The sequence below is a fragment of the Achromobacter sp. genome (assembly GCF_050285585.1).
Lineage (GTDB): Bacteria > Pseudomonadota > Gammaproteobacteria > Burkholderiales > Burkholderiaceae_B > Achromobacter.
In genome coordinates, this window is the sequence record NZ_JBLZXF010000001.1 from 225,300 (window position 1) to 241,805 (window position 16,506).

Consider the following 16,506-nt stretch of genomic DNA (forward strand, 5'->3'; position numbering starts at 1 on the left):
CGACGAACCCGAGAACACACCATCGTTGGCGGGCAATATGGTCCGTACAAAACTGTATTGCTCTCTTAATTGGTTGAGAAGACCGTAAAATTGATATACGGTGGTGCAATGAATTCACCAATGGCAAAAGCGAACCTCAACGACCTGCAAGCCTTCGTGGCCGTGGCTCGCGAGCGCAGCTTCACCCGCGCGGCGGCTCAGCTCGGCCTGTCGCGTTCGGCGCTGAGCCACACGATGCTCGCCCTGGAAGCCCGGCTGGGCGTGCGGCTACTGACGCGCACCACCCGCAGCGTTTCCACCACGGAGGCCGGCGCGCGGCTGCTGGACGCGGTGGCACCCCGGATCGACGAGATCGAACTGGAATTGGGCTCGCTGACCGCACTGCGCGACAAGCCGGCCGGCACGGTGCGCATCACGGCGCATGACCATGCCATCACCACCTTGCTCTGGCCGCGGCTGCTGCCCCTGCTGCAGGAGTACCCTGACATCCACGTCGAATTCAGCGTGGACTATGCGTTCACCGACATCGCAGCGCACCGTTTCGATGCAGGCGTGCGTGTGGGCGACCGCGTGGACAAGGACATGATCGCCGTGCGCCTCGCGCCTGAACTGCGCATGGCCGTGGCCGCGTCGCCGCGCTATCTCGCGGGAAAGCCGCTGCCCAAGACGCCCCATGATCTGACCGACCACCGCTGTATCAACCTGCGGCTGCCCACGCATGGAGGCCTGTATGCCTGGGACTTCGAGAAGGACGGGCAGTCCGTCAACGTGCGTGTGAATGGCCAGACCACGTTCAACAACACCTTTCTGATGCTTCAGGCGGCACTCGACGGGATGGGCTTTGCCTTCGTTCCGCTAGATATCATGCAGCCGCATATCAAGGCGGGCCGACTGATACCCGTACTGCAAGACTGGTGGCCAACCTTCCCTGGCTATCACCTGTACTACGCCAATCGCAAGCAAATCGCGCCAGCACTGGCCTTAGTAATCGAGGCATTGCGCTGGCATTCCAGCAAGCCCACCAAATAAGACTCTGTCTCAGGCAGAGGCCCGTGGGAAGAATCATGAAGCGTCGAGGCAGCGATGTCTGCCGAATTCCGCCCCATGGGATACGGAGAGCGATTTGGCGCACGATCGCTGCACGCGTGACGCGGGCGGTTGCGGCTCCCACACAGCGTCGCCTGCGGATAGACTACGAACGACCGCTTTGGGTCGAAACCGGTCATCCCATATGTTCCCACCCGCTCTTCACCCCGACCGTGCTTCTCTCCACCTGACATCGGTCTTGGCAGAGACACGACTCCAACGACTGCCGCGCCGATCACCGATGTACGAATAAGGGATAACCCTTATCAATGGAAATGCACGAATAAAATTCCTGACTGACTGGGAATTTATATCGTTTTGAGGAATGCCCCCCAGGGCCTTGTAATGCGTGTTCGCTTAACGCCGTTCACGCATTTACCAGCAGACTTCCTCATGAATCCCATCGGATACCGCATTCTTCCCCGCACCGGCCCGGCCGTTTCTCCCGACGTGCTGGCCGGTTTCGCCGCCATCGGCTCGGCCCAGATCAGCGACTGCATGAACCGCCTGTATGGCGTGTCGGGCCTGCGTCCGCTGCACGCGGGCAATCAGCGCACGGTCGGCCTGGCGCTGACCGTCAAGACCCGCCCGGGCGATAACCTGATGATCCACAAGGCGATTTCGCTGGGTGGGGCGGGTGACGTGATCGTGGTGGACGGCGCGGGCGATACCAGCAATGCGCTGGTGGGCGAGCTGATGATGATGGATGCGCAGTCGCGTGGCATCGAAGGTTTCGTTATCGATGGCGCGGTGCGCGATCTGGATGTGTTTGCGCAAGGCCAGTTCGGCTGCTTCGCGCGCGCCGTGTCGCACAAGGGGCCGTACAAGGACGGTCCGGGCGAGATCAATGTGCCGGTGTCGGTGGGTGGGCAGGTGGTCAACCCGGGCGACGTGGTGGTGGGCGATGCCGACGGCGTGGTGGTGATTCCCGCCGAGCATGCCGCGGCGGTGCTGACCCTGGCGACGAAGAAGGAGGCCGACGAGGCCGTGGCGAAGGAGAAGCTGCGCGCTGGCACCTATGCCAAGCCTTGGCTGGAGAAGACCCTCGCCGAGAAGACGGGGGCCGCCAAATGAGCCAAACCGTGACCCAGACCCCGCAAACCACGAGCATCGTCGCCGACCGCATCAAGCGCATCAAGCTGTCGCCCAGCGTCGCCGCGCGCGCCATCATCGCGGAACTGCGCGAGCAGGGCCGCCGCATCATCGACCTGACGATCGGGGAGCCGGACTTCTCGACGCCGGTGCATATCCGGCAGGCGGCGACCGCCGCCATGAACCGGGGCGAGACGAAGTATCCGCCGGCGCAGGGCACGGTGGCGCTGCGCCGGGCGGCCGCCCAGCATTTGCTGGAGGCTACGGGCGTGGAGTATCCCGTGGGCCGCATCATCGTCAGCACGGGCGCCAAGCAGGTGATTTTCAACGGACTGGCGGCCACGCTGAACGAGGGCGACGAGGTGTTGATCCCGGCGCCGTTCTGGGTCTCGTACCCGGATATGGTGCTGGTCAATGGCGGCGTGCCGGTGGCGGTGGAGACCACGCCGGCCACGGGCTACAAGGTGACGCCGCAGGCGCTGGAGCGGGCGATCACGCCGCGCACGAAGTGGCTGATGATGAACGCGCCCAGCAATCCGACGGGCTCGGTCTACACTGCCGACGAGCTGCGCGGGCTGGCGGAGGTGCTCAAGCGCCATCCGCAGGTGTGGCTGATGACGGATGACATCTACGCGCGCTTGAATTTCACGGACGAGCCGACCGTGCATCCGTTGCAGGTCGCGCCCGAACTGGCCAGCCGCACGCTGGTGGTCAATGGCGTGTCCAAGGCCTATGCGATGACGGGCTGGCGTATCGGTTACGGCGCCGGGCCGGACGAGCTGATCAAGGCGATGGCCATTCTGCAGTCGCAGAGCACGTCCGGCGCGTCGTCGGTCAGCCAGGCGGCCGCGCTGGAGGCGCTGTCGGGGCCGCAGGATTGCGTGGCGGAGTTCGCCAAGGTGTTCCGCCAGCGCCGCGATCTGGCGATTGCGGAACTGTCGGGCGCGGCGGGTCTGGATATCGTCGCGCCGCAGGGCGCGTTCTACGTGTTTCCGGATTGCTCGGCCCTGCTCGGCAGGAAGACGCCGGCCGGCGACGTGATCGCGACCGATACCGACCTGACGCACTATTTGCTGCGCGAGGCGGGCGTTGCCGTGATCGACGGCCACGCCTATGGCGCGCCGGGTACGTTCCGGCTGTCGTTCGCGGCTTCGCTGGACGATATCCGGCAGGGCTGCTCGGCCATCCGGGAAGCCTGCGCCAAGCTGGCTTGAGGCCGGCCGCGCATTCCATGAAGACGCCTCCCTCCGGGGGGGCACCATTACCAGTTTGTTCACCGCACAATAAGGGGAATCAACCATGAAACGTCACACTCTCTACGCCGCCTGCCTGGGCCTGGCCTCGCTGGTCATGGGCGCCGCCGCCCAGGCCGACCAGTTGGATGACATCAAGGCGCGCGGCGAGCTGGTCTGCGGCACGCTGGGCACGTCGCAGCCGTTCAGTTTCCAGGACGCCGCCACGCGCCAGCTGGTGGGCTACGACGTGGACGTCTGCAAGTTGGTGGCGGACAAGCTGGGGGTCAAGGTCAACTACAAGCTCCTGTCGGTGGCGGCGCGCGTGCCGGAACTGAACGAGGGGCGGGTGGACATCCTGGCCGCCAACCTGGGTTATTCGCCCGACCGGGCGCAGCAGATCGCGTTCAGCCACGCTTATTACGTCAGCCCGCAGAAGCTGCTGGTGCGCAAGGATTCTGGACTGGACTCGATCGAATCGCTGAACGGCCGCCGCGTCGGCGCGACCAAGGGTTCCAGCTCGGAGCGCGAGATCAAGCGCATCCTGGATAAGTCGCAGGTGATCGGTTATGGCGACAGTTCGGCCACCTACCTGGCTCTGCAGCAGAAGAAGGTGGACGCGCAGTTCGCGTCTGAACTGGTGCTGGTGCGCCTGGTGCTGCAAAGCCCGCCCACGGCGCCCGTCAGCGTGATCGCCAAGCCGGTGTTCGACGAGCCCTGGGGCCTGGGCGTGCGCAAGTCGGAGCCGCGTTTCTTGGAAGTGGTGAACCAGGCGCTGGACGAGGCGGAAAGCTCGGGCGCGGCCGCCAAGCTATTCGAGAAATGGTTCGGCCCCGCAACGCCGTACAAGCTGGAGCGCGGTTTCAAGATCGGCCCCATCGCCGGCTGATTGCCGGGGCCTCGACGCGGCCCGCCAGTCCCCCGTCACGGTCGCCGGCGCCGCGCACAGCGGTCCGCCGGCCGCCGTGACGTTGGCCGTGGGCCGCGCGCACGCAGGAGATTTATCGTTCTATGGACTTACTTGACGCTACCCAATACCAGCAGCTGTTGAGCGGCATGGTGGTCACGGTGCAGCTGTTCCTGGTCGCCTGGGTGATGGCCTTCGCCATCGCGGTGACGCTGGTGGTGGTGCGCGCCACCAATCTGGCGCCGTGCCGCTGGCTGGTGGACGCCTATGTGGAATACCACCGCAACGTGCCGTTGCTGGTGCAGGTGCTGTTCTGGTACTTCGGCATGCCCGAGCTGCTGCCGGAGGGCTTTCGCCTGTGGCTGTACCAGCACAATGCGGAAATGTCGCTGGCGGCGATCGCGCTGGCGCTGGGGTCGGCCGCCTATATCGCCGAAGACATCCGCAGCGGCCTGCGCGCCATTCCGTTTACGCAGTTCGAGGCGGCCCGCGCGCTGGGCGCCAGCTATCTGCAATGCATGCGCTTCGTGATCGTGCCGCAGGCGGTGCGGATTTCCATTCCGCCGTTGGTGGGGCGCGCGCTGCTGCTGTTCAAGAACACCAGCGTGGCCATGGCCATCGGCGTGATGGAGCTGACCTACCAGGCCCGCGAAATCGAAAACGAAACCTACCGCACCTTCGCCACCTTCGGGGCCGCCACGATCATGTACCTGCTGGGATCCTTCCTGATCATGTTCATCGGATCGCGCGTCTATGACCGCTACCGCCTGAACCGGGGAGGCCGCAATGCTTGAGGTCCTCTCGCAATACTGGCCCACGCTGCTGGTGGGCCAATACCCCAATGGCCCGCTGGGCGGGCTGGCGCTCACCCTGATCCTGGCCGCCTGCGGCCTGGCGCTGTCCTTGCCGCTGGCGCTGCTCATCGCGCTGGCCCGCGTCAGCCCCTACGGCTGGCTCCGCGCGGCGAGCAAGACGCTGGTCAACGTGGTGCGCGGCATGCCGCTGCTGATGCTGATCTTCTGGGCCTATTTCGTGGTGCCCAAGCTGACGGGCCAGGTGGTCAGCGGCTTCTGGACGCTGATCGCCGCCCTGGTGGTCTATGAAAGCGCCTATCTGTCGGAAGTGATCCGTTCGGGGATCGAGGCGGTGCCGCGCGGCCAGATCGAGGCCTCGCGCTCGCTGGGCGTGGGTTACTGGACCACGATGCGCCGGGTGGTGCTGCCGCAGGCGCTGTTCAACGTGCTGCCCAGCATGACGAGCCAGTTCGTGTCCACCATCAAGGAAACCTCGCTGGGCTACGTCATCAGCGTCAACGAGCTGACCTTCGCGGCCAATCAGGTCAACAACCTGGTGTTGACCAAGCCGCTGCAGGTCTTCGGCATCCTGGCCATCATCTACTTCCTGGTGTGCTTCAGCCTGAGCCGCGGCCTGAGCTGGCTGGACCTGCGCATCCGCCGTTCGCGCGCCATGGCCTAAAGGAACAAAACATGATCAATCTAGAAAAAGTGAACAAGTGGTACGGCGAGCACCATGTGCTGAAGGACGTGGATCTTTCGGTGGCGCGCGGCGAGGTGCTGGTGGTCTGCGGCCCGTCGGGTTCGGGCAAATCCACCATGATCCGGACGATCAACCGCCTGGAGCCCATCGAGAAGGGGCGCATCCGGATCGACGGCGCGGATATCTACGCCAAGGGCGCCAACCTGAACGCGCTGCGCCAGAAGATCGGCTTCGTGTTCCAGCAGTTCAATCTGTTTCCGCACATGAGCGTGCTGGACAACGTCATCTTCGCGCCGGTCAATATCCGCAAGCAGCCGCGCAAGGAAGCCACGGAACTGGCGCGCAGCCTGCTCGCCCGCGTGGGCCTGGAACACAAGATCGACGCCTATCCGGGTTCGCTGTCGGGCGGCCAGCAGCAGCGCGTGGCGATTGCCCGGGCGCTGGCCCTGCAGCCGCCGGTGATGCTGTTCGACGAGCCCACCAGCGCGCTCGATCCGGAAATGGTGGGCGAGGTGCTGCAGGTGATGAAGGGCCTGGCCAAGGATGGCATGACGATGGTGTGCGTGACCCACGAGATGGGCTTCGCGCGCGACGTCTGCGACCGGGTCGTGTTCATGGACGGCGGAGAGATCCTGGAGGCGGACACGCCCGAGCGCTTTTTCAGCGCGCCGTCCCATCCGCGCGCGCAGCGTTTCCTGGCCGACATCCTGCATCCGCGCGGCTGAATGGCCGAGGGCGATGCGGCGGCGATGTTAATGTGAGGGTTTCCATGCGTTTCGCATCGACCGCCGCGATGTACACCCTCAAACAGCTAGAGGCCTTTTACTGGAGCTCCGAACTGGGCAGCTTCAGCGCGTCTTCCCGCAAGCTGCACACGACCCAGTCGGCGGTGGCCAAGCGGGTGGGGGAACTGGAGGCCTTCGCAGGCTCGCCGCTGTTCGAGCGGCGCGCCAGGAAGCTGATCATGACGCCGCAAGGCCGCAAGCTCTTCGAACTGGCGCGCGAGATGCTGGACCTGAACAGCCGCATCGTCCAGAACATGGCGGACCCGGCCAGCTTCGAAGGGGTGGTGCGGCTGGGCGTGACGGAACTGGTGGGCATGACCTGGCTGGCGCGGCTGATCAATCAGATCAGCCTGCGCTATCCCCGCGTGCAGCTGATGCCGGAAATCGACGGCGGCATCACGCTGTACGAAAGGCTGGAGCAGGACGAACTGGACCTGGCCATCATGCCGGGGCCGTTCTGGGGCTACCAGTACGATTGCGTGCACCTGGGCGCGGTCACCAACGTCTGGATGGCCAGCCCGGCCCTGGACATCGATTTTTCCGCCCGCCTGACCCCGCAGGACCTGGCGCCGTATCCGGTGATTTCGCAGCCCACCAATTCGGCCCTGTCGCATCTGTACGACGCCTGGTTCGCGGAGCAGGGCCTGCCGGTCAAGCGCGTGCTGACCTGCAACAGCCTGGGAATGATGGCCCAGTTGACGATGCTGGGCCTGGGCATCAGCTACCTGCCCGGGGCGTATTTCGCGCCGCTGGTTGTCCGGGGCGCCTTGTGCCGGCTCGATGTGCAGCCCGACCTGCCCACGATCAATTATTACGCGGTGCACAAGAAGAACATCGTCAACCCGGTGGTGTCCCGGGTGATCGATATCGCGCGCGAGGAATGCGCTTTCGAGGTGGCGGGGGCGTTCCTGCCCCATGTGCCGCCGGCGGCCAGGCCGCCCGAGGCGTAGCCGGGCGCCGGCCGTTGCCGGGATCAGCCGCAGCGGATCGCGGTCATGACGTCCTTGTCATCCACGATCAGGTTGAGCCGGGTGGCGTTGTATTCCATGGTGACCACCTGGCCCGGGCGCAGCATGCGAGCCGTGCTGCTGCCGCTGCGCGTACGCAAGTCTTCCATGACGGTCGGGGTGGCTTTCTGGCCGATCTGCGATTGCAGCGCCGTGGCGTCGCAGGTCTTGCCGCCATAGCCGGAGGCGCTGGACATGCCGGATGAGGAGGACCCGGTGCCGGCGTCGGAGGAGGAGGGCGACGCGCTGGAGGAGCTGGAGGCGGGCGCGCTGGACGAACGCGGCGCCCCGGTGTTGGCGCAGGCGGTCAGGCTGGCGACCAGCAGGAAAGGGATCAGCTTGCGGATCATGTAAAGCTCCTTACAACAACGCGTCAAAAAAGCCATGATAGACCAGCCTCGCCGCACTGTGAGCGGGGGGCGGGGCGCGGCTGCAGGCCCTTCCTGTCGCGGCTGGCGCGGTCGCGATATTTGCGTTGATACCATGGTTTCACGAATATATATTGGTGAAGCTACAGTTTCATAAGCGCTTCATCATGACATCGACGTTGCAGGAACGCATTCTTGCGCAACAGGACAGCTTTACCGAGAGCGAGCAGCGGCTTGCCCATGTGACCCTGGAGTGCCTGGGCAATATCGCGGCCTATTCGGGCGCCGAGCTGGCGCAGAAGGCGGGCGTGTCCAAGGCCACGGCGGGCCGGTTCTTCCGGCGGCTGGGCTACGAGAATTTCAACGAGCTGCGGGTCCAGGCGCGCGACGAGTCCGATCGCGGCTCGCCGCTATATGAAATGGCCGGCGTGCGCCCGCCGGACGCCACCGGCGACGCGCTGGCCGCGCACCTGGCCACCGACCTGCAGAACCTGGCGCAGACCTTCGAAAGGCTGGACAGCCGCGACGTGGAACGCGCGGTGGAGCTGTTTGCCGGCGCGCGCCGCATCGGCATTGCCGGGTTCCGGAACGGCCGGGTGCTGGCGCAATACGCCTGGGCGCTGCTGACGCAATTGCGCGACGGGGTCGCCCTGGTGCCCGGCGCCGGCCTGAACCTGGCCGAGGACCTGGCCGACCTGGGGGCCGACGACGTGCTGCTGGTGATGGACTTCCGGCGCCGCGTCACCTTGCTCAAGCCCATCGTCGAGCACGCCAACCGCGTCGGCGCCAAGGTGGTGGTGCTGACCGATCCCACCGCCACCGAGCTGCCGGCCCGTTCCGACCTGGTCCTGCGCTGCGTCAACAGCGGCGCGGCGGTGTTCGATTCCTACGTGGCCGCCACCAGCCTGATCAACCATTTGTGCTCGGCCCTGGCGCGCAAGTTCGGGCCGGCCGCGCGCGAACGCCTGCAGAACATCGAACGCCTGCACGAACACTACGGCGACTTGCATCGCTGAATTTCAAGAGGAGACTGACTTGAACCCCACGATTCCCAACGTCCGGCTGCAATACGCGCCGAATCCCGCCTACGAGCCCGCGGCGCCTTACGGCCAGCGGCAGCTCGACGTGCTGGGCGGCGCGGCCTACGAGCGCGCGCAGGCCCAGATCCGCCGCTGGCCGGGCTACCAGCCCACGCCGCTGCGCGACCTGTCCGGGCTGGCGCGGGCGGCCGGCCTGGCGGGCATCCGCTACAAGGACGAAGGCGGCCGCTTCGGCCTGGGCAGCTTCAAGGCGCTGGGCGGGGCCTATGCGGTGAGCCGGCAGCTGCTGCGTGAGCTGTCGGCGCGGCTCGGGCGCGACGATCTGTCGGTCGACGATCTGCTGTCCGGCCAGTACCGCGAGCTGACGCACGCCATGACGGTGACCTGCGCCACCGACGGCAACCATGGCCGCTCGGTGGCCTGGGGCGCGCAGTGCTTCGGCTGCCAGTGCGTGATCTATATCCATGCAACCGTCAGCGAAGGCCGCAAGCGCGCGATCGAGCAGTACGGCGCGCAGGTCGTGCGCACGCCGGGCAACTACGACGATTCCGTGCGGCAGGCGGCCGAGGACGCGGCGCGGCTGGGGCGCTACGTGGTGTCGGACACCTCCTATCCCGGCTATATGGAAGTGCCCAAGGACGTGATGCAGGGATACGCGGTGATGGCCGACGAGGCGCTGCGGCAGTGGCGCGAGGACGGCGGGGGCGAACTGCCGACGCATGTGTTCCTGCAGGGCGGGGTGGGCGGCCTGGCCGCCGCGGTATGCGCGCACTTCTGGGAGCAGTTGGGCGAGAGCCGTCCGCGCTTCATCGTGGTGGAGCCCGACAAGGCGGCCTGCCTGTACGAGAGCGCCCGCGCCGGCAAGCCGGTGGCGGTGCAAGGCGATCTGGATACGGTGATGGCGGGCCTGGCTTGCGGGGAAGTGTCGCTGCTGGCATGGGAGGTGCTGCACCCCGGCGCGCAGGCCTTCCTCACGGTCGATGACGAGGCCGCGCTGGAAACGGTGCGCCTGCTGGCCAGCGGCAAGTACGGCGACGCGCCCATCGTCGCGGGCGAATCGGCGGTGGCGGGGCTGACCGGCTGCCTGGCGGCGCTGGCCGATCCGGCCGCGCGCGACGCGCTGGGCCTGGACGCTGGCAGCCGGGTGCTGGTTTTCGGCAGCGAAGGCGCGACCGATCCGGAACTTTATCAGCGCATCGTCGGCAAAAGCGCCGCCGAAGTCGAAGCCGCCGCCGAGGCCGCGGCATGACTGGCGCCGCGCAGGAAACGGGCCTGGCGGCGGCGCGCATCGATCGGGCTCGCCAACCTGGGCGTGCTGGCCGGGCTGGAGGTGATCGCGGCGCTGAACGACGCGGTCGCGGCGACGCGGCGCCTGGTGGCGGTGGCCTTCTTCACCAACGAGGAAGGCGCGCGCTTCGCGCCCGACATGATGGGCAGCCTGGTGTTCCAGGGCGGCCTGCCGCTGGCCGACGCGCTGGCCACGGTCGGCATAGACGGCACTTCGGTGGGCGAAAACCTGGCCCGCATCGCGTGCTACGCCCGCGACCTGACCCATGCGCGCCGCCGGCTTCGGCCCGGTCACGACCGACGCCAATGGCTCGGTGCTGGGCCTGATCGGGCCGCAGGACGCGGACGTGGCCTTGTTCTTTGACGGGCACATGGACGTGGTGCCCGTGACGGGCGACTGGCGTTTCGATCCGTTCGGCGGCGATCTGCGGCGTCGCCGCGGGCGCTGAGCGCGCTGGAAAGCCTGCCGCTGTCCAGCGACGAGGTGCGGGGGCAGGCGCTCCTGGTGCCGACGAATATCGTGTCGCATCCCTATCCATCGATCTCCATGATTCCGCTCACGACCCCGATACGGTTCGACCGGCGCACGGTGTCCGGCGAAAGCCTGGACGACGTGCTGGAGCAATTGGAGGGCGCCCGGGACATCTACCGCAACCTGGTGCGCGCCGTCTGCGGCTGAGGCGCCTGCATGCCGGGCAGAAGCGCCAGCCGATCGGCCAGGAAGTCGATCAGCAGACGCGCCCGCAGCGGCTGGTAGCGGCGCGACGGGTAGACCAGAAAAGCCTCCTGCGGCGTGGCGCTCCATTTGGGCAGCACGCGCAGCAGCTGGCCGCCGGCCACCAAGTCCTGCACCAGCCAGGCGGGGCACAGCCCGATGCCCGCGCCCATGGCCAGGCTTTCCCGGATGGCCAGGGCATTGTTCACCCGGAAGCGCCCCTGCGTCCGGACCGTGGCGCGGGTGGCGCCCTGGTGCAGTTCAAGGGTGTCGCCGGTGGCCAGCCAAGCGAAGCGCACGTAATCGTGGGCGGCCAGGTCCCGCGGCGCGCGGGGCTTGCCGCGCTCGGCCAGATAGGCGGGCGCGGCCACCAGGTAGCGGACCGACTGCGCCGCCTTGCGGGCGATGGCATGGGGCGGCAGATTGCCGCCCAGCCGCAACGCCACGTCCACGCCTTCCTCCACCAGGTCCACGTAGCGGTCATTCAGGATCAGCTCGACCTGGATATCGGGATGCTCGTCCAGGAATTGCCGCAGCAGCGCGTTCAGCCGGAACTGGCCCAGCGCCACCGGGGCGTTGATGCGCAGGAACCCGGCCGGCTTTTCGGTCTGGCCGCGGGCATCGGCCACGGCTTCCGAGTATTCCTCCAGCACGCGGGTGGCGCGTTCGTAGAAGCGCTTGCCTTGCTCGGTGGGCACGACGCGCGTGGTGCTGCGTTCCAGCAGCCGCACGTTCAATTCTTTTTCCAGGGCGGCGACGATCTTGCTCAGGGCGGGCTGGCTCAGGCCCTGTTCGCGGGCGGCGGCCGAGAGGGTGCCCAGTTCCACGGCGCGGACGAAGGACCGCATGGCGCGCAGGGTATCCATGGCTATTCCTTTTTGGAAGAAGCGATATGAAGTTTAAGGTACTACCGGTGGAATCGTGAAGAACCTATCGTGGCGTCACACTCCCACTTTCAGAGGTCGTCATGAACCGCCGGCTTACCTTTCTTGCCCTGGCTTCGTCCGCCGTACTGTCCCTGTCCGCCGCGGCCGCCGCGGAACCGCCCGCCGCCGGGGCCGGCGCCGCGCTTTCCGTCTGGGCCGGTTCCTGGTCCGCCAGCCCGCAGCCCCTGTGGGAAGACTCCTTCGTGCTGCCCACGGGCATGCCCGCCGAACTGCGCGGCCAGACCCTGCGCGAAACGCTCATGCTCAGCCTGGGCGGACGGCGCCTGAGGGTGGTGCTGTCCAACCGCTATGGCGCGCAGCCGCTGGTGATCGGCGCGGCCCGCGTGGCGTTGTCCGCCGGGGGAGCGTCGGTCCGGCCGGGCACCGATCGCGCGCTGGCGTTCGGCGGACGGCCGGGCGTGACCGTGGCGCCGGGGGCGCAGGCGGTCAGCGATCCTGTGGAACTGCCCGCGCCTGCGCTGGCCGAATTGGCCGTCAGCACTTATTTTCCGCAGGCCACGCCGGTCACGACCTTCCATTGGGGCGCGCAGCAGACCGGGGCGCTGGTTTCCGGCGACGCGACCGCAGCGGCGGACCTGCCCGGCGCGCAGGCGCTGCAGGGCCGTGCCTTCCTGGCGGGTGTCTGGGTGGAACGCGCCGCGCCTGCGCCGGTGGTGGCGGCGTTCGGCGATTCGTTGACGGACGGCAACGGCTCCACGCCCGGGGCGAACCGCCGCTGGCCGGACTTCCTGGCCCGCCGCCTGGCGCCGCAAGGCGTGGGCGTGGTTAACGCCGGGATTTCGGGCGCGCGCGTCTGGGGCGACAAGATGGGCGTGAACGCGATGGCGCGCTTCGACGCGGACGTGCTGTCGCAGCCCGGCCTGCGCACGGTGGTGATGCTGATGGGCATCAACGACATCGGCTGGCCGGACAGCGCCTTCGCGCCAGGCGACGCTCCCATGACGGCGGCCAGGCTGGCCGAGGGCTACCGCCAGCTGGCGGAGGCCGCGCGCGCCCGGGGCGTGCGCATCGTGGGCGGCACCATCGCGCCCTTCGAAGGCTCGCTGCACGGCACGCCGCTGTCGGGCCACTACAACCCGGCGAAGGACGCGGTGCGGCTAGAGGTGAACCGCTGGATCCGCGAAAGCGGCGCGTTCGATGCGGTGGTGGATTTCGACGCGGTGCTGCGCGATCCGGCGCATCCGGCGCGCCTGCTGCCCGCTTATGATTCGGGCGACCATCTGCATCCCAGCGACGACGGCTACCAGGCCATGGCGCAGGCGCTGGACCTGGCAACCCTGTTCGGCCGTTGAGCGGCGGCCGGGCGCGTCAATGGAAGTTGCGGCTGTGGGTGGACAAGCCTCCCAGCAGGCCTGACAGGTCCACCAGCCGCTGCGCGATCAGGTGGCGCACGCCGTCCACGCTTTGCCAGGAGCCATACACGCCCAGCAGGGCGGCTCCCAGCAGTTCGCGCCGCTGGCGCTCTATCAGCTCGGGGCGCACGACCACGTTGACGGGGCCGGTCTCGTCTTCCAGCGTTACGAAGATCACCCCTTTGGAGGTTTGCGGGCGCTGGCGCACGGTGACGATGCCGCAGGCGCGCGCCACGCGCTTGTCGGGGTAGCCGTTCAGCACCGAGGCAGGCTGGAAATTGCGCGCGGCGAGTTGGGGGCGCAGCAGCGCCACGGGATGGCTGCGCAAGGTCAGGCCGACGCTGCGGTAATCCGCGGCCACGGTTTGGCTTTCCGAGGGAGCGGCCAGTTGCGGCGCGGCGGTTTCGACGATAGCGGCGTCGCGCAGCAGGTCGCGGCTGTGCACGCTGGCGGCGGCCTCCCAACTGGCCTGGCGGCGGTGGCCGGCCAATGTGCGCAAGGCGTCGCCCGCGGCCAGGGCGTTCAGATCGTGGCGCGTGAGGGCGGCGCGGCGGGCCAGGTCGCCGGTGTCGGCAAAGGGTGACGCGGCGCGCGCGGCCTCGATGCGCCGCGCCGTGTCCTCGCGCATGCCCTGGATCAGGCCCAGCCCCAACCTGACGGCGGGCCGGGGGGCGTCGACGGGCGGCGCGTGCGGGTGCGAAACCCGGCGGGCGCCCGGGTGTCCGGGAGGCAGGGTTTCCAGCGCCGAATCCCAGCCGCTGACCGTGACGTCGGGCGGCAGCACGCAGACGCCGTGGCGGCGGGCGTCCTGCACCAGCTGGGCGGGGGCGTAGAAGCCCATGGGCTGGGAATTGAGCAGGGCGGCCAGGAAGGCTTCGGGCTCGTGCCGCTTGAGCCATGAACTGGAATAGGCCAGCAGGGCGAAGCTGGCGGCATGGCTTTCGGGGAAGCCGTATTCGCCGAAGCCTTCGATCTGCCGGAACAGCGCTTCGGCGAAATCCAGCGTGTAGTTGTTCGCCAGCAGGCCGCCGATCAGTTTTTCGCGGTATTTGTCCACGCCGCCCTTGCGCTTCCAGGCCGCCATGGAACGGCGCAGCGCGTCGGATTCGCCCGGCGTAAAGCCGGCGGCCACCACGGCGATCTGCATGACCTGTTCCTGGAAGATGGGCACGCCCATGGTGCGGCTGAGCACGCCTTTCACCTGCGGGCTGGGATAGGTGACGTCTTCTTTCTTCTGGCGGCGGCGCAGGTAGGGGTGGACCATGCCGCCCTGGATGGGGCCGGGCCGCACGATGGCCACCTGGACCACCAGGTCGTAGTATTCGCGGGGTTTCAGGCGCGGCAGCATGGTCATCTGCGCGCGCGATTCGATCTGGAACACGCCTATGGTGTCGGCGTCGCAGATCATGTCGTAGGTGGGGGTATCGTCCGGCGGGATGTCCTGCAGGCGCAAGGGCCGGCCGCGGCGCTGGCCGGCCAGCGCCAGGGTGCGGCGCAGCGCCGACAGCATGCCCAGCGCCAGCACGTCCACTTTCAGCAGTTTCAGCGCGTCCAGATCGTCCTTGTCCCATTGCACGACGCTGCGGTCTTCCATGGCGGCGTTCTCGATGGGCACCAGGCGCGAGAGCTTGCCGCGCGAAATCACGAAGCCGCCCGGGTGCTGCGACAGGTGGCGCGGAAAGCCCATCAGGGTCTGGGCCAGGGCCGCCCATTGCCGCGCCACCTGGGATTCGGGATCCAGCCCGCAGGCGCCCAGCGTGCGCAGCATTTCCTTTTTGCCGTCCCACCACTGGTGGGCGCGAGCCACCGCGTCGATGACGCCCGGGTCCACGCCCAGCGCGCGGCCGGTATCGCGCAGCACGCTGCGCGGCCGGTAGGAAATGACCACGGCGGTCAGCGCGGCGCGATCCCGGCCGTATTTATCGTAGATGTACTGGATGACCTCTTCGCGGCGCTGGTGCTCGAAGTCCACGTCGATGTCGGGCGGTTCGTTGCGTTCTTTGCTGATGAAGCGCTCGAACAGGCTGTTGCCGCGCGCCGGGTCCACTTCGGTGATGCCCAGGCAGTAGCAGACCGCGGAGTTGGCGGCGGACCCGCGGCCCTGGCACAGGATGCCGACGCCGCGGGCGTATTGGACGATGTCGTAGACGGTCAGGAAATAGGCCTCGTAGCGCAGCTCGGCGATCAGGGCCAGTTCTTTTTCGATCTGGGCGGCCACCTCGGGCGGAACGCCGGCGGGGAAGCGGCGGGCGGCCCCGGCCTGCGTTTCCTGGCGCAGATACGTGGCGGGCGTGTGGCCGCGTGGAACGATCTCGTCCGGGTATTCGTAGCACAGTTCCTCAAGAGAGAACGCGCAGCGGCGGGCCACCACCAGCGTCTGGGCCAGCGCCTCCGGCGGATAGAGGCTGGCCAGCCGCATGCGCGTGCGCAGGTGCTGCTCGGCGTTACCGGCCAGTTCGTAGCCGCATTGGGACACGGGCTGGCGGGTGCGGATGCCGGTCAGCGTGTCGTGCAGCGGTTTGCGCGAGCGCAGGTGCATCTGCACCTGGCCCAGCGCCACGACGGGCAGCCTGGCGGTTTGGGCGGCGTGGATGACCGCGGCGCGGTGCAGGTCGTCGCGGGACCGATGCAGCAGGGTCAGCCCTACCCAGGCGCGGCGGGGAAAGGCGCGCGCCAGCCAGCGCGCCTGCTCCGCCAGGCGGTCGGCGTCGGTGCCGTAGGCGGGACTCAGGATGGCCAGGCATTCGGGCAGGTGGCGCAGGTGGGCGTAGCCCGCGGGCGGATGGGTGAGGTCTTCGGGGGCCAGCCGGTACTCGCCCTTGGGAGCCCGGGTGCGGGCCAGGGTGATGAGCTCCGACAGATTGCCGTAGCCTTCGCGGGTCTGCGCCAGCAGGGTCAGGCCCAGCGGCGCGGCGTCGGGCGCGGCGCGCAGCTGGAAGGTGGCGCCGATGAGAAGCGGCAGCTTCAGGGCCTTGGCTTCGACGTGGGCGCGGACCACGCCCGCCAGCGAGCATTCGTCGGTGATGGCCAGCGCCGCATAGCCCAGCGCGGCGGCGTGCGCGACCAGCTCCTCGGGGTGGGAAGCCCCCTGCAGGAAAGAGAAGTTGGACTGGCATTGCAGCTCGGCGTAGCCGGGCAGTGCCAGGGCGGGGGCGCCGGGGAGATCGTCATCCATATGGCGTGGGCAGGCC

Annotated in this window: 15 protein-coding genes and 1 pseudogene; 13 read left to right on the forward strand and 3 right to left on the reverse strand. The window is 67.9% G+C overall.

Annotated features, from left to right (window positions below; genetic code table 11):
- Nucleotides 1–120: 120 nt before the first annotated feature.
- The 8 genes from ACN6PJ_RS01105 to ACN6PJ_RS01140 all read left to right on the forward strand — a co-directional run bounded on the left by ACN6PJ_RS01105 (nt 121) and on the right by ACN6PJ_RS01140 (nt 7,549).
- The gene (locus ACN6PJ_RS01105) at nt 121–1,029 is read left to right on the forward strand and encodes a LysR family transcriptional regulator (RefSeq protein WP_427994048.1); all 909 of its coding nucleotides are present in this window, start codon (nt 121–123) and stop codon (nt 1,027–1,029) included.
- Nucleotides 1,030–1,479: 450 nt separating this feature from the next.
- Nucleotides 1,480–2,160 carry an RraA family protein gene (locus ACN6PJ_RS01110; RefSeq protein WP_427994049.1) on the forward strand — a complete coding sequence of 227 codons (681 nt, stop codon included), beginning with the start codon at nt 1,480–1,482 and terminating at the stop codon, nt 2,158–2,160.
- The gene (locus ACN6PJ_RS01115; protein ID WP_427994050.1) at nt 2,157–3,392 is read left to right on the forward strand and encodes an aminotransferase class I/II-fold pyridoxal phosphate-dependent enzyme; all 1,236 of its coding nucleotides are present in this window, start codon (nt 2,157–2,159) and stop codon (nt 3,390–3,392) included. Before ACN6PJ_RS01110 ends, ACN6PJ_RS01115 begins: the two co-directional genes overlap by 4 nt.
- An 85-nt stretch (nt 3,393–3,477) precedes the next feature.
- Nucleotides 3,478–4,299, forward strand: coding sequence for an ABC transporter substrate-binding protein (locus tag ACN6PJ_RS01120; RefSeq protein ID WP_427994051.1), 822 nt, complete (start codon nt 3,478–3,480; stop codon nt 4,297–4,299).
- A 122-nt stretch (nt 4,300–4,421) separates the two neighbouring features.
- Nucleotides 4,422–5,111: an amino acid ABC transporter permease gene (locus ACN6PJ_RS01125; protein ID WP_427994052.1), complete on the forward strand. Its 690-nt coding sequence runs from the start codon at nt 4,422–4,424 to the stop codon at nt 5,109–5,111.
- Nucleotides 5,104–5,793 (forward strand): amino acid ABC transporter permease, encoded by a 690-nt coding sequence (locus ACN6PJ_RS01130; protein WP_427994053.1) that lies wholly within the window; start codon nt 5,104–5,106, stop codon nt 5,791–5,793. Before ACN6PJ_RS01125 ends, ACN6PJ_RS01130 begins: the two co-directional genes overlap by 8 nt.
- Nucleotides 5,794–5,804: 11 nt before the next feature.
- Nucleotides 5,805–6,539 (forward strand): amino acid ABC transporter ATP-binding protein, encoded by a 735-nt coding sequence (locus ACN6PJ_RS01135; RefSeq protein WP_427994054.1) that lies wholly within the window; start codon nt 5,805–5,807, stop codon nt 6,537–6,539.
- A 44-nt stretch (nt 6,540–6,583) separates the two neighbouring features.
- Nucleotides 6,584–7,549 (forward strand): LysR family transcriptional regulator, encoded by a 966-nt coding sequence (locus ACN6PJ_RS01140; RefSeq protein WP_427994055.1) that lies wholly within the window; start codon nt 6,584–6,586, stop codon nt 7,547–7,549.
- A 23-nt stretch (nt 7,550–7,572) separates the two neighbouring features.
- Here the strand turns inward: ACN6PJ_RS01140 and ACN6PJ_RS01145 are convergent, their stop codons facing one another.
- Nucleotides 7,573–7,956: an I78 family peptidase inhibitor gene (locus ACN6PJ_RS01145; RefSeq protein ID WP_427994056.1), complete on the reverse strand. Its 384-nt coding sequence runs from the start codon at nt 7,954–7,956 to the stop codon at nt 7,573–7,575.
- A gap of 185 nt (nt 7,957–8,141) precedes the next feature.
- Between ACN6PJ_RS01145 and ACN6PJ_RS01150 the strand changes: the two genes are divergently transcribed.
- From ACN6PJ_RS01150 to ACN6PJ_RS01165, 4 genes and pseudogenes are all read left to right on the forward strand, one after another.
- Nucleotides 8,142–8,990 carry a MurR/RpiR family transcriptional regulator gene (locus ACN6PJ_RS01150; protein WP_427994057.1) on the forward strand — a complete coding sequence of 283 codons (849 nt, stop codon included), beginning with the start codon at nt 8,142–8,144 and terminating at the stop codon, nt 8,988–8,990.
- 19 nt (nt 8,991–9,009) lie between these two features.
- Nucleotides 9,010–10,263 carry a diaminopropionate ammonia-lyase gene (locus ACN6PJ_RS01155; RefSeq protein WP_427994058.1) on the forward strand — a complete coding sequence of 418 codons (1,254 nt, stop codon included), beginning with the start codon at nt 9,010–9,012 and terminating at the stop codon, nt 10,261–10,263.
- A gap of 54 nt (nt 10,264–10,317) precedes the next feature.
- A pseudogene (locus ACN6PJ_RS01160) lies at nt 10,318–10,542 on the forward strand (Zn-dependent hydrolase); the annotation flags it as partial.
- 264 nt (nt 10,543–10,806) lie between these two features.
- On the forward strand, nt 10,807–10,980 hold the full coding sequence (locus ACN6PJ_RS01165; protein ID WP_427994059.1) for a hypothetical protein: 174 nt from the start codon (nt 10,807–10,809) through the stop codon (nt 10,978–10,980).
- On the opposite strand, the gene ACN6PJ_RS01170 is transcribed toward ACN6PJ_RS01165, so the two are convergent.
- Nucleotides 10,947–11,882, reverse strand: coding sequence for a LysR substrate-binding domain-containing protein (locus tag ACN6PJ_RS01170; protein WP_427994060.1), 936 nt, complete (start codon nt 11,880–11,882; stop codon nt 10,947–10,949). The genes ACN6PJ_RS01165 and ACN6PJ_RS01170 overlap by 34 nt on opposite strands.
- A 101-nt stretch (nt 11,883–11,983) precedes the next feature.
- On the opposite strand from ACN6PJ_RS01170, the gene ACN6PJ_RS01175 reads away from it, so the two are divergent.
- Nucleotides 11,984–13,255: an SGNH/GDSL hydrolase family protein gene (locus ACN6PJ_RS01175; protein ID WP_427994061.1), complete on the forward strand. Its 1,272-nt coding sequence runs from the start codon at nt 11,984–11,986 to the stop codon at nt 13,253–13,255.
- Nucleotides 13,256–13,271: 16 nt separating this feature from the next.
- On the opposite strand, the gene ACN6PJ_RS01180 is transcribed toward ACN6PJ_RS01175, so the two are convergent.
- On the reverse strand, nt 13,272–16,490 hold the full coding sequence (locus ACN6PJ_RS01180; RefSeq protein WP_427994062.1) for an error-prone DNA polymerase: 3,219 nt from the start codon (nt 16,488–16,490) through the stop codon (nt 13,272–13,274).
- Nucleotides 16,491–16,506: the final 16 nt, after the last annotated feature.

Bases quoted from the DNA above. Each gene is read 5' to 3' on its own strand.
- ACN6PJ_RS01110 (WP_427994049.1), top strand. From the start codon at position 1,480: ATGAATCCCATCGGATACCGCATTCTTCCCCGCACCGGCCCGGCCGTT.
- ACN6PJ_RS01140 (WP_427994055.1), top strand. From the start codon at position 6,584: ATGCGTTTCGCATCGACCGCCGCGATGTACACCCTCAAACAGCTAGAG.
- ACN6PJ_RS01150 (WP_427994057.1), top strand. From the start codon at position 8,142: ATGACATCGACGTTGCAGGAACGCATTCTTGCGCAACAGGACAGCTTT.
- ACN6PJ_RS01105 (WP_427994048.1), top strand. From the start codon at position 121: ATGGCAAAAGCGAACCTCAACGACCTGCAAGCCTTCGTGGCCGTGGCT.
- ACN6PJ_RS01145 (WP_427994056.1), bottom strand. From the start codon at position 7,956: ATGATCCGCAAGCTGATCCCTTTCCTGCTGGTCGCCAGCCTGACCGCC.
- ACN6PJ_RS01180 (WP_427994062.1), bottom strand. From the start codon at position 16,490: ATGGATGACGATCTCCCCGGCGCCCCCGCCCTGGCACTGCCCGGCTAC.
- ACN6PJ_RS01130 (WP_427994053.1), top strand. From the start codon at position 5,104: ATGCTTGAGGTCCTCTCGCAATACTGGCCCACGCTGCTGGTGGGCCAA.
- ACN6PJ_RS01170 (WP_427994060.1), bottom strand. From the start codon at position 11,882: ATGGATACCCTGCGCGCCATGCGGTCCTTCGTCCGCGCCGTGGAACTG.
- ACN6PJ_RS01120 (WP_427994051.1), top strand. From the start codon at position 3,478: ATGAAACGTCACACTCTCTACGCCGCCTGCCTGGGCCTGGCCTCGCTG.
- ACN6PJ_RS01125 (WP_427994052.1), top strand. From the start codon at position 4,422: ATGGACTTACTTGACGCTACCCAATACCAGCAGCTGTTGAGCGGCATG.
- ACN6PJ_RS01175 (WP_427994061.1), top strand. From the start codon at position 11,984: ATGAACCGCCGGCTTACCTTTCTTGCCCTGGCTTCGTCCGCCGTACTG.
- ACN6PJ_RS01135 (WP_427994054.1), top strand. From the start codon at position 5,805: ATGATCAATCTAGAAAAAGTGAACAAGTGGTACGGCGAGCACCATGTG.
- ACN6PJ_RS01115 (WP_427994050.1), top strand. From the start codon at position 2,157: ATGAGCCAAACCGTGACCCAGACCCCGCAAACCACGAGCATCGTCGCC.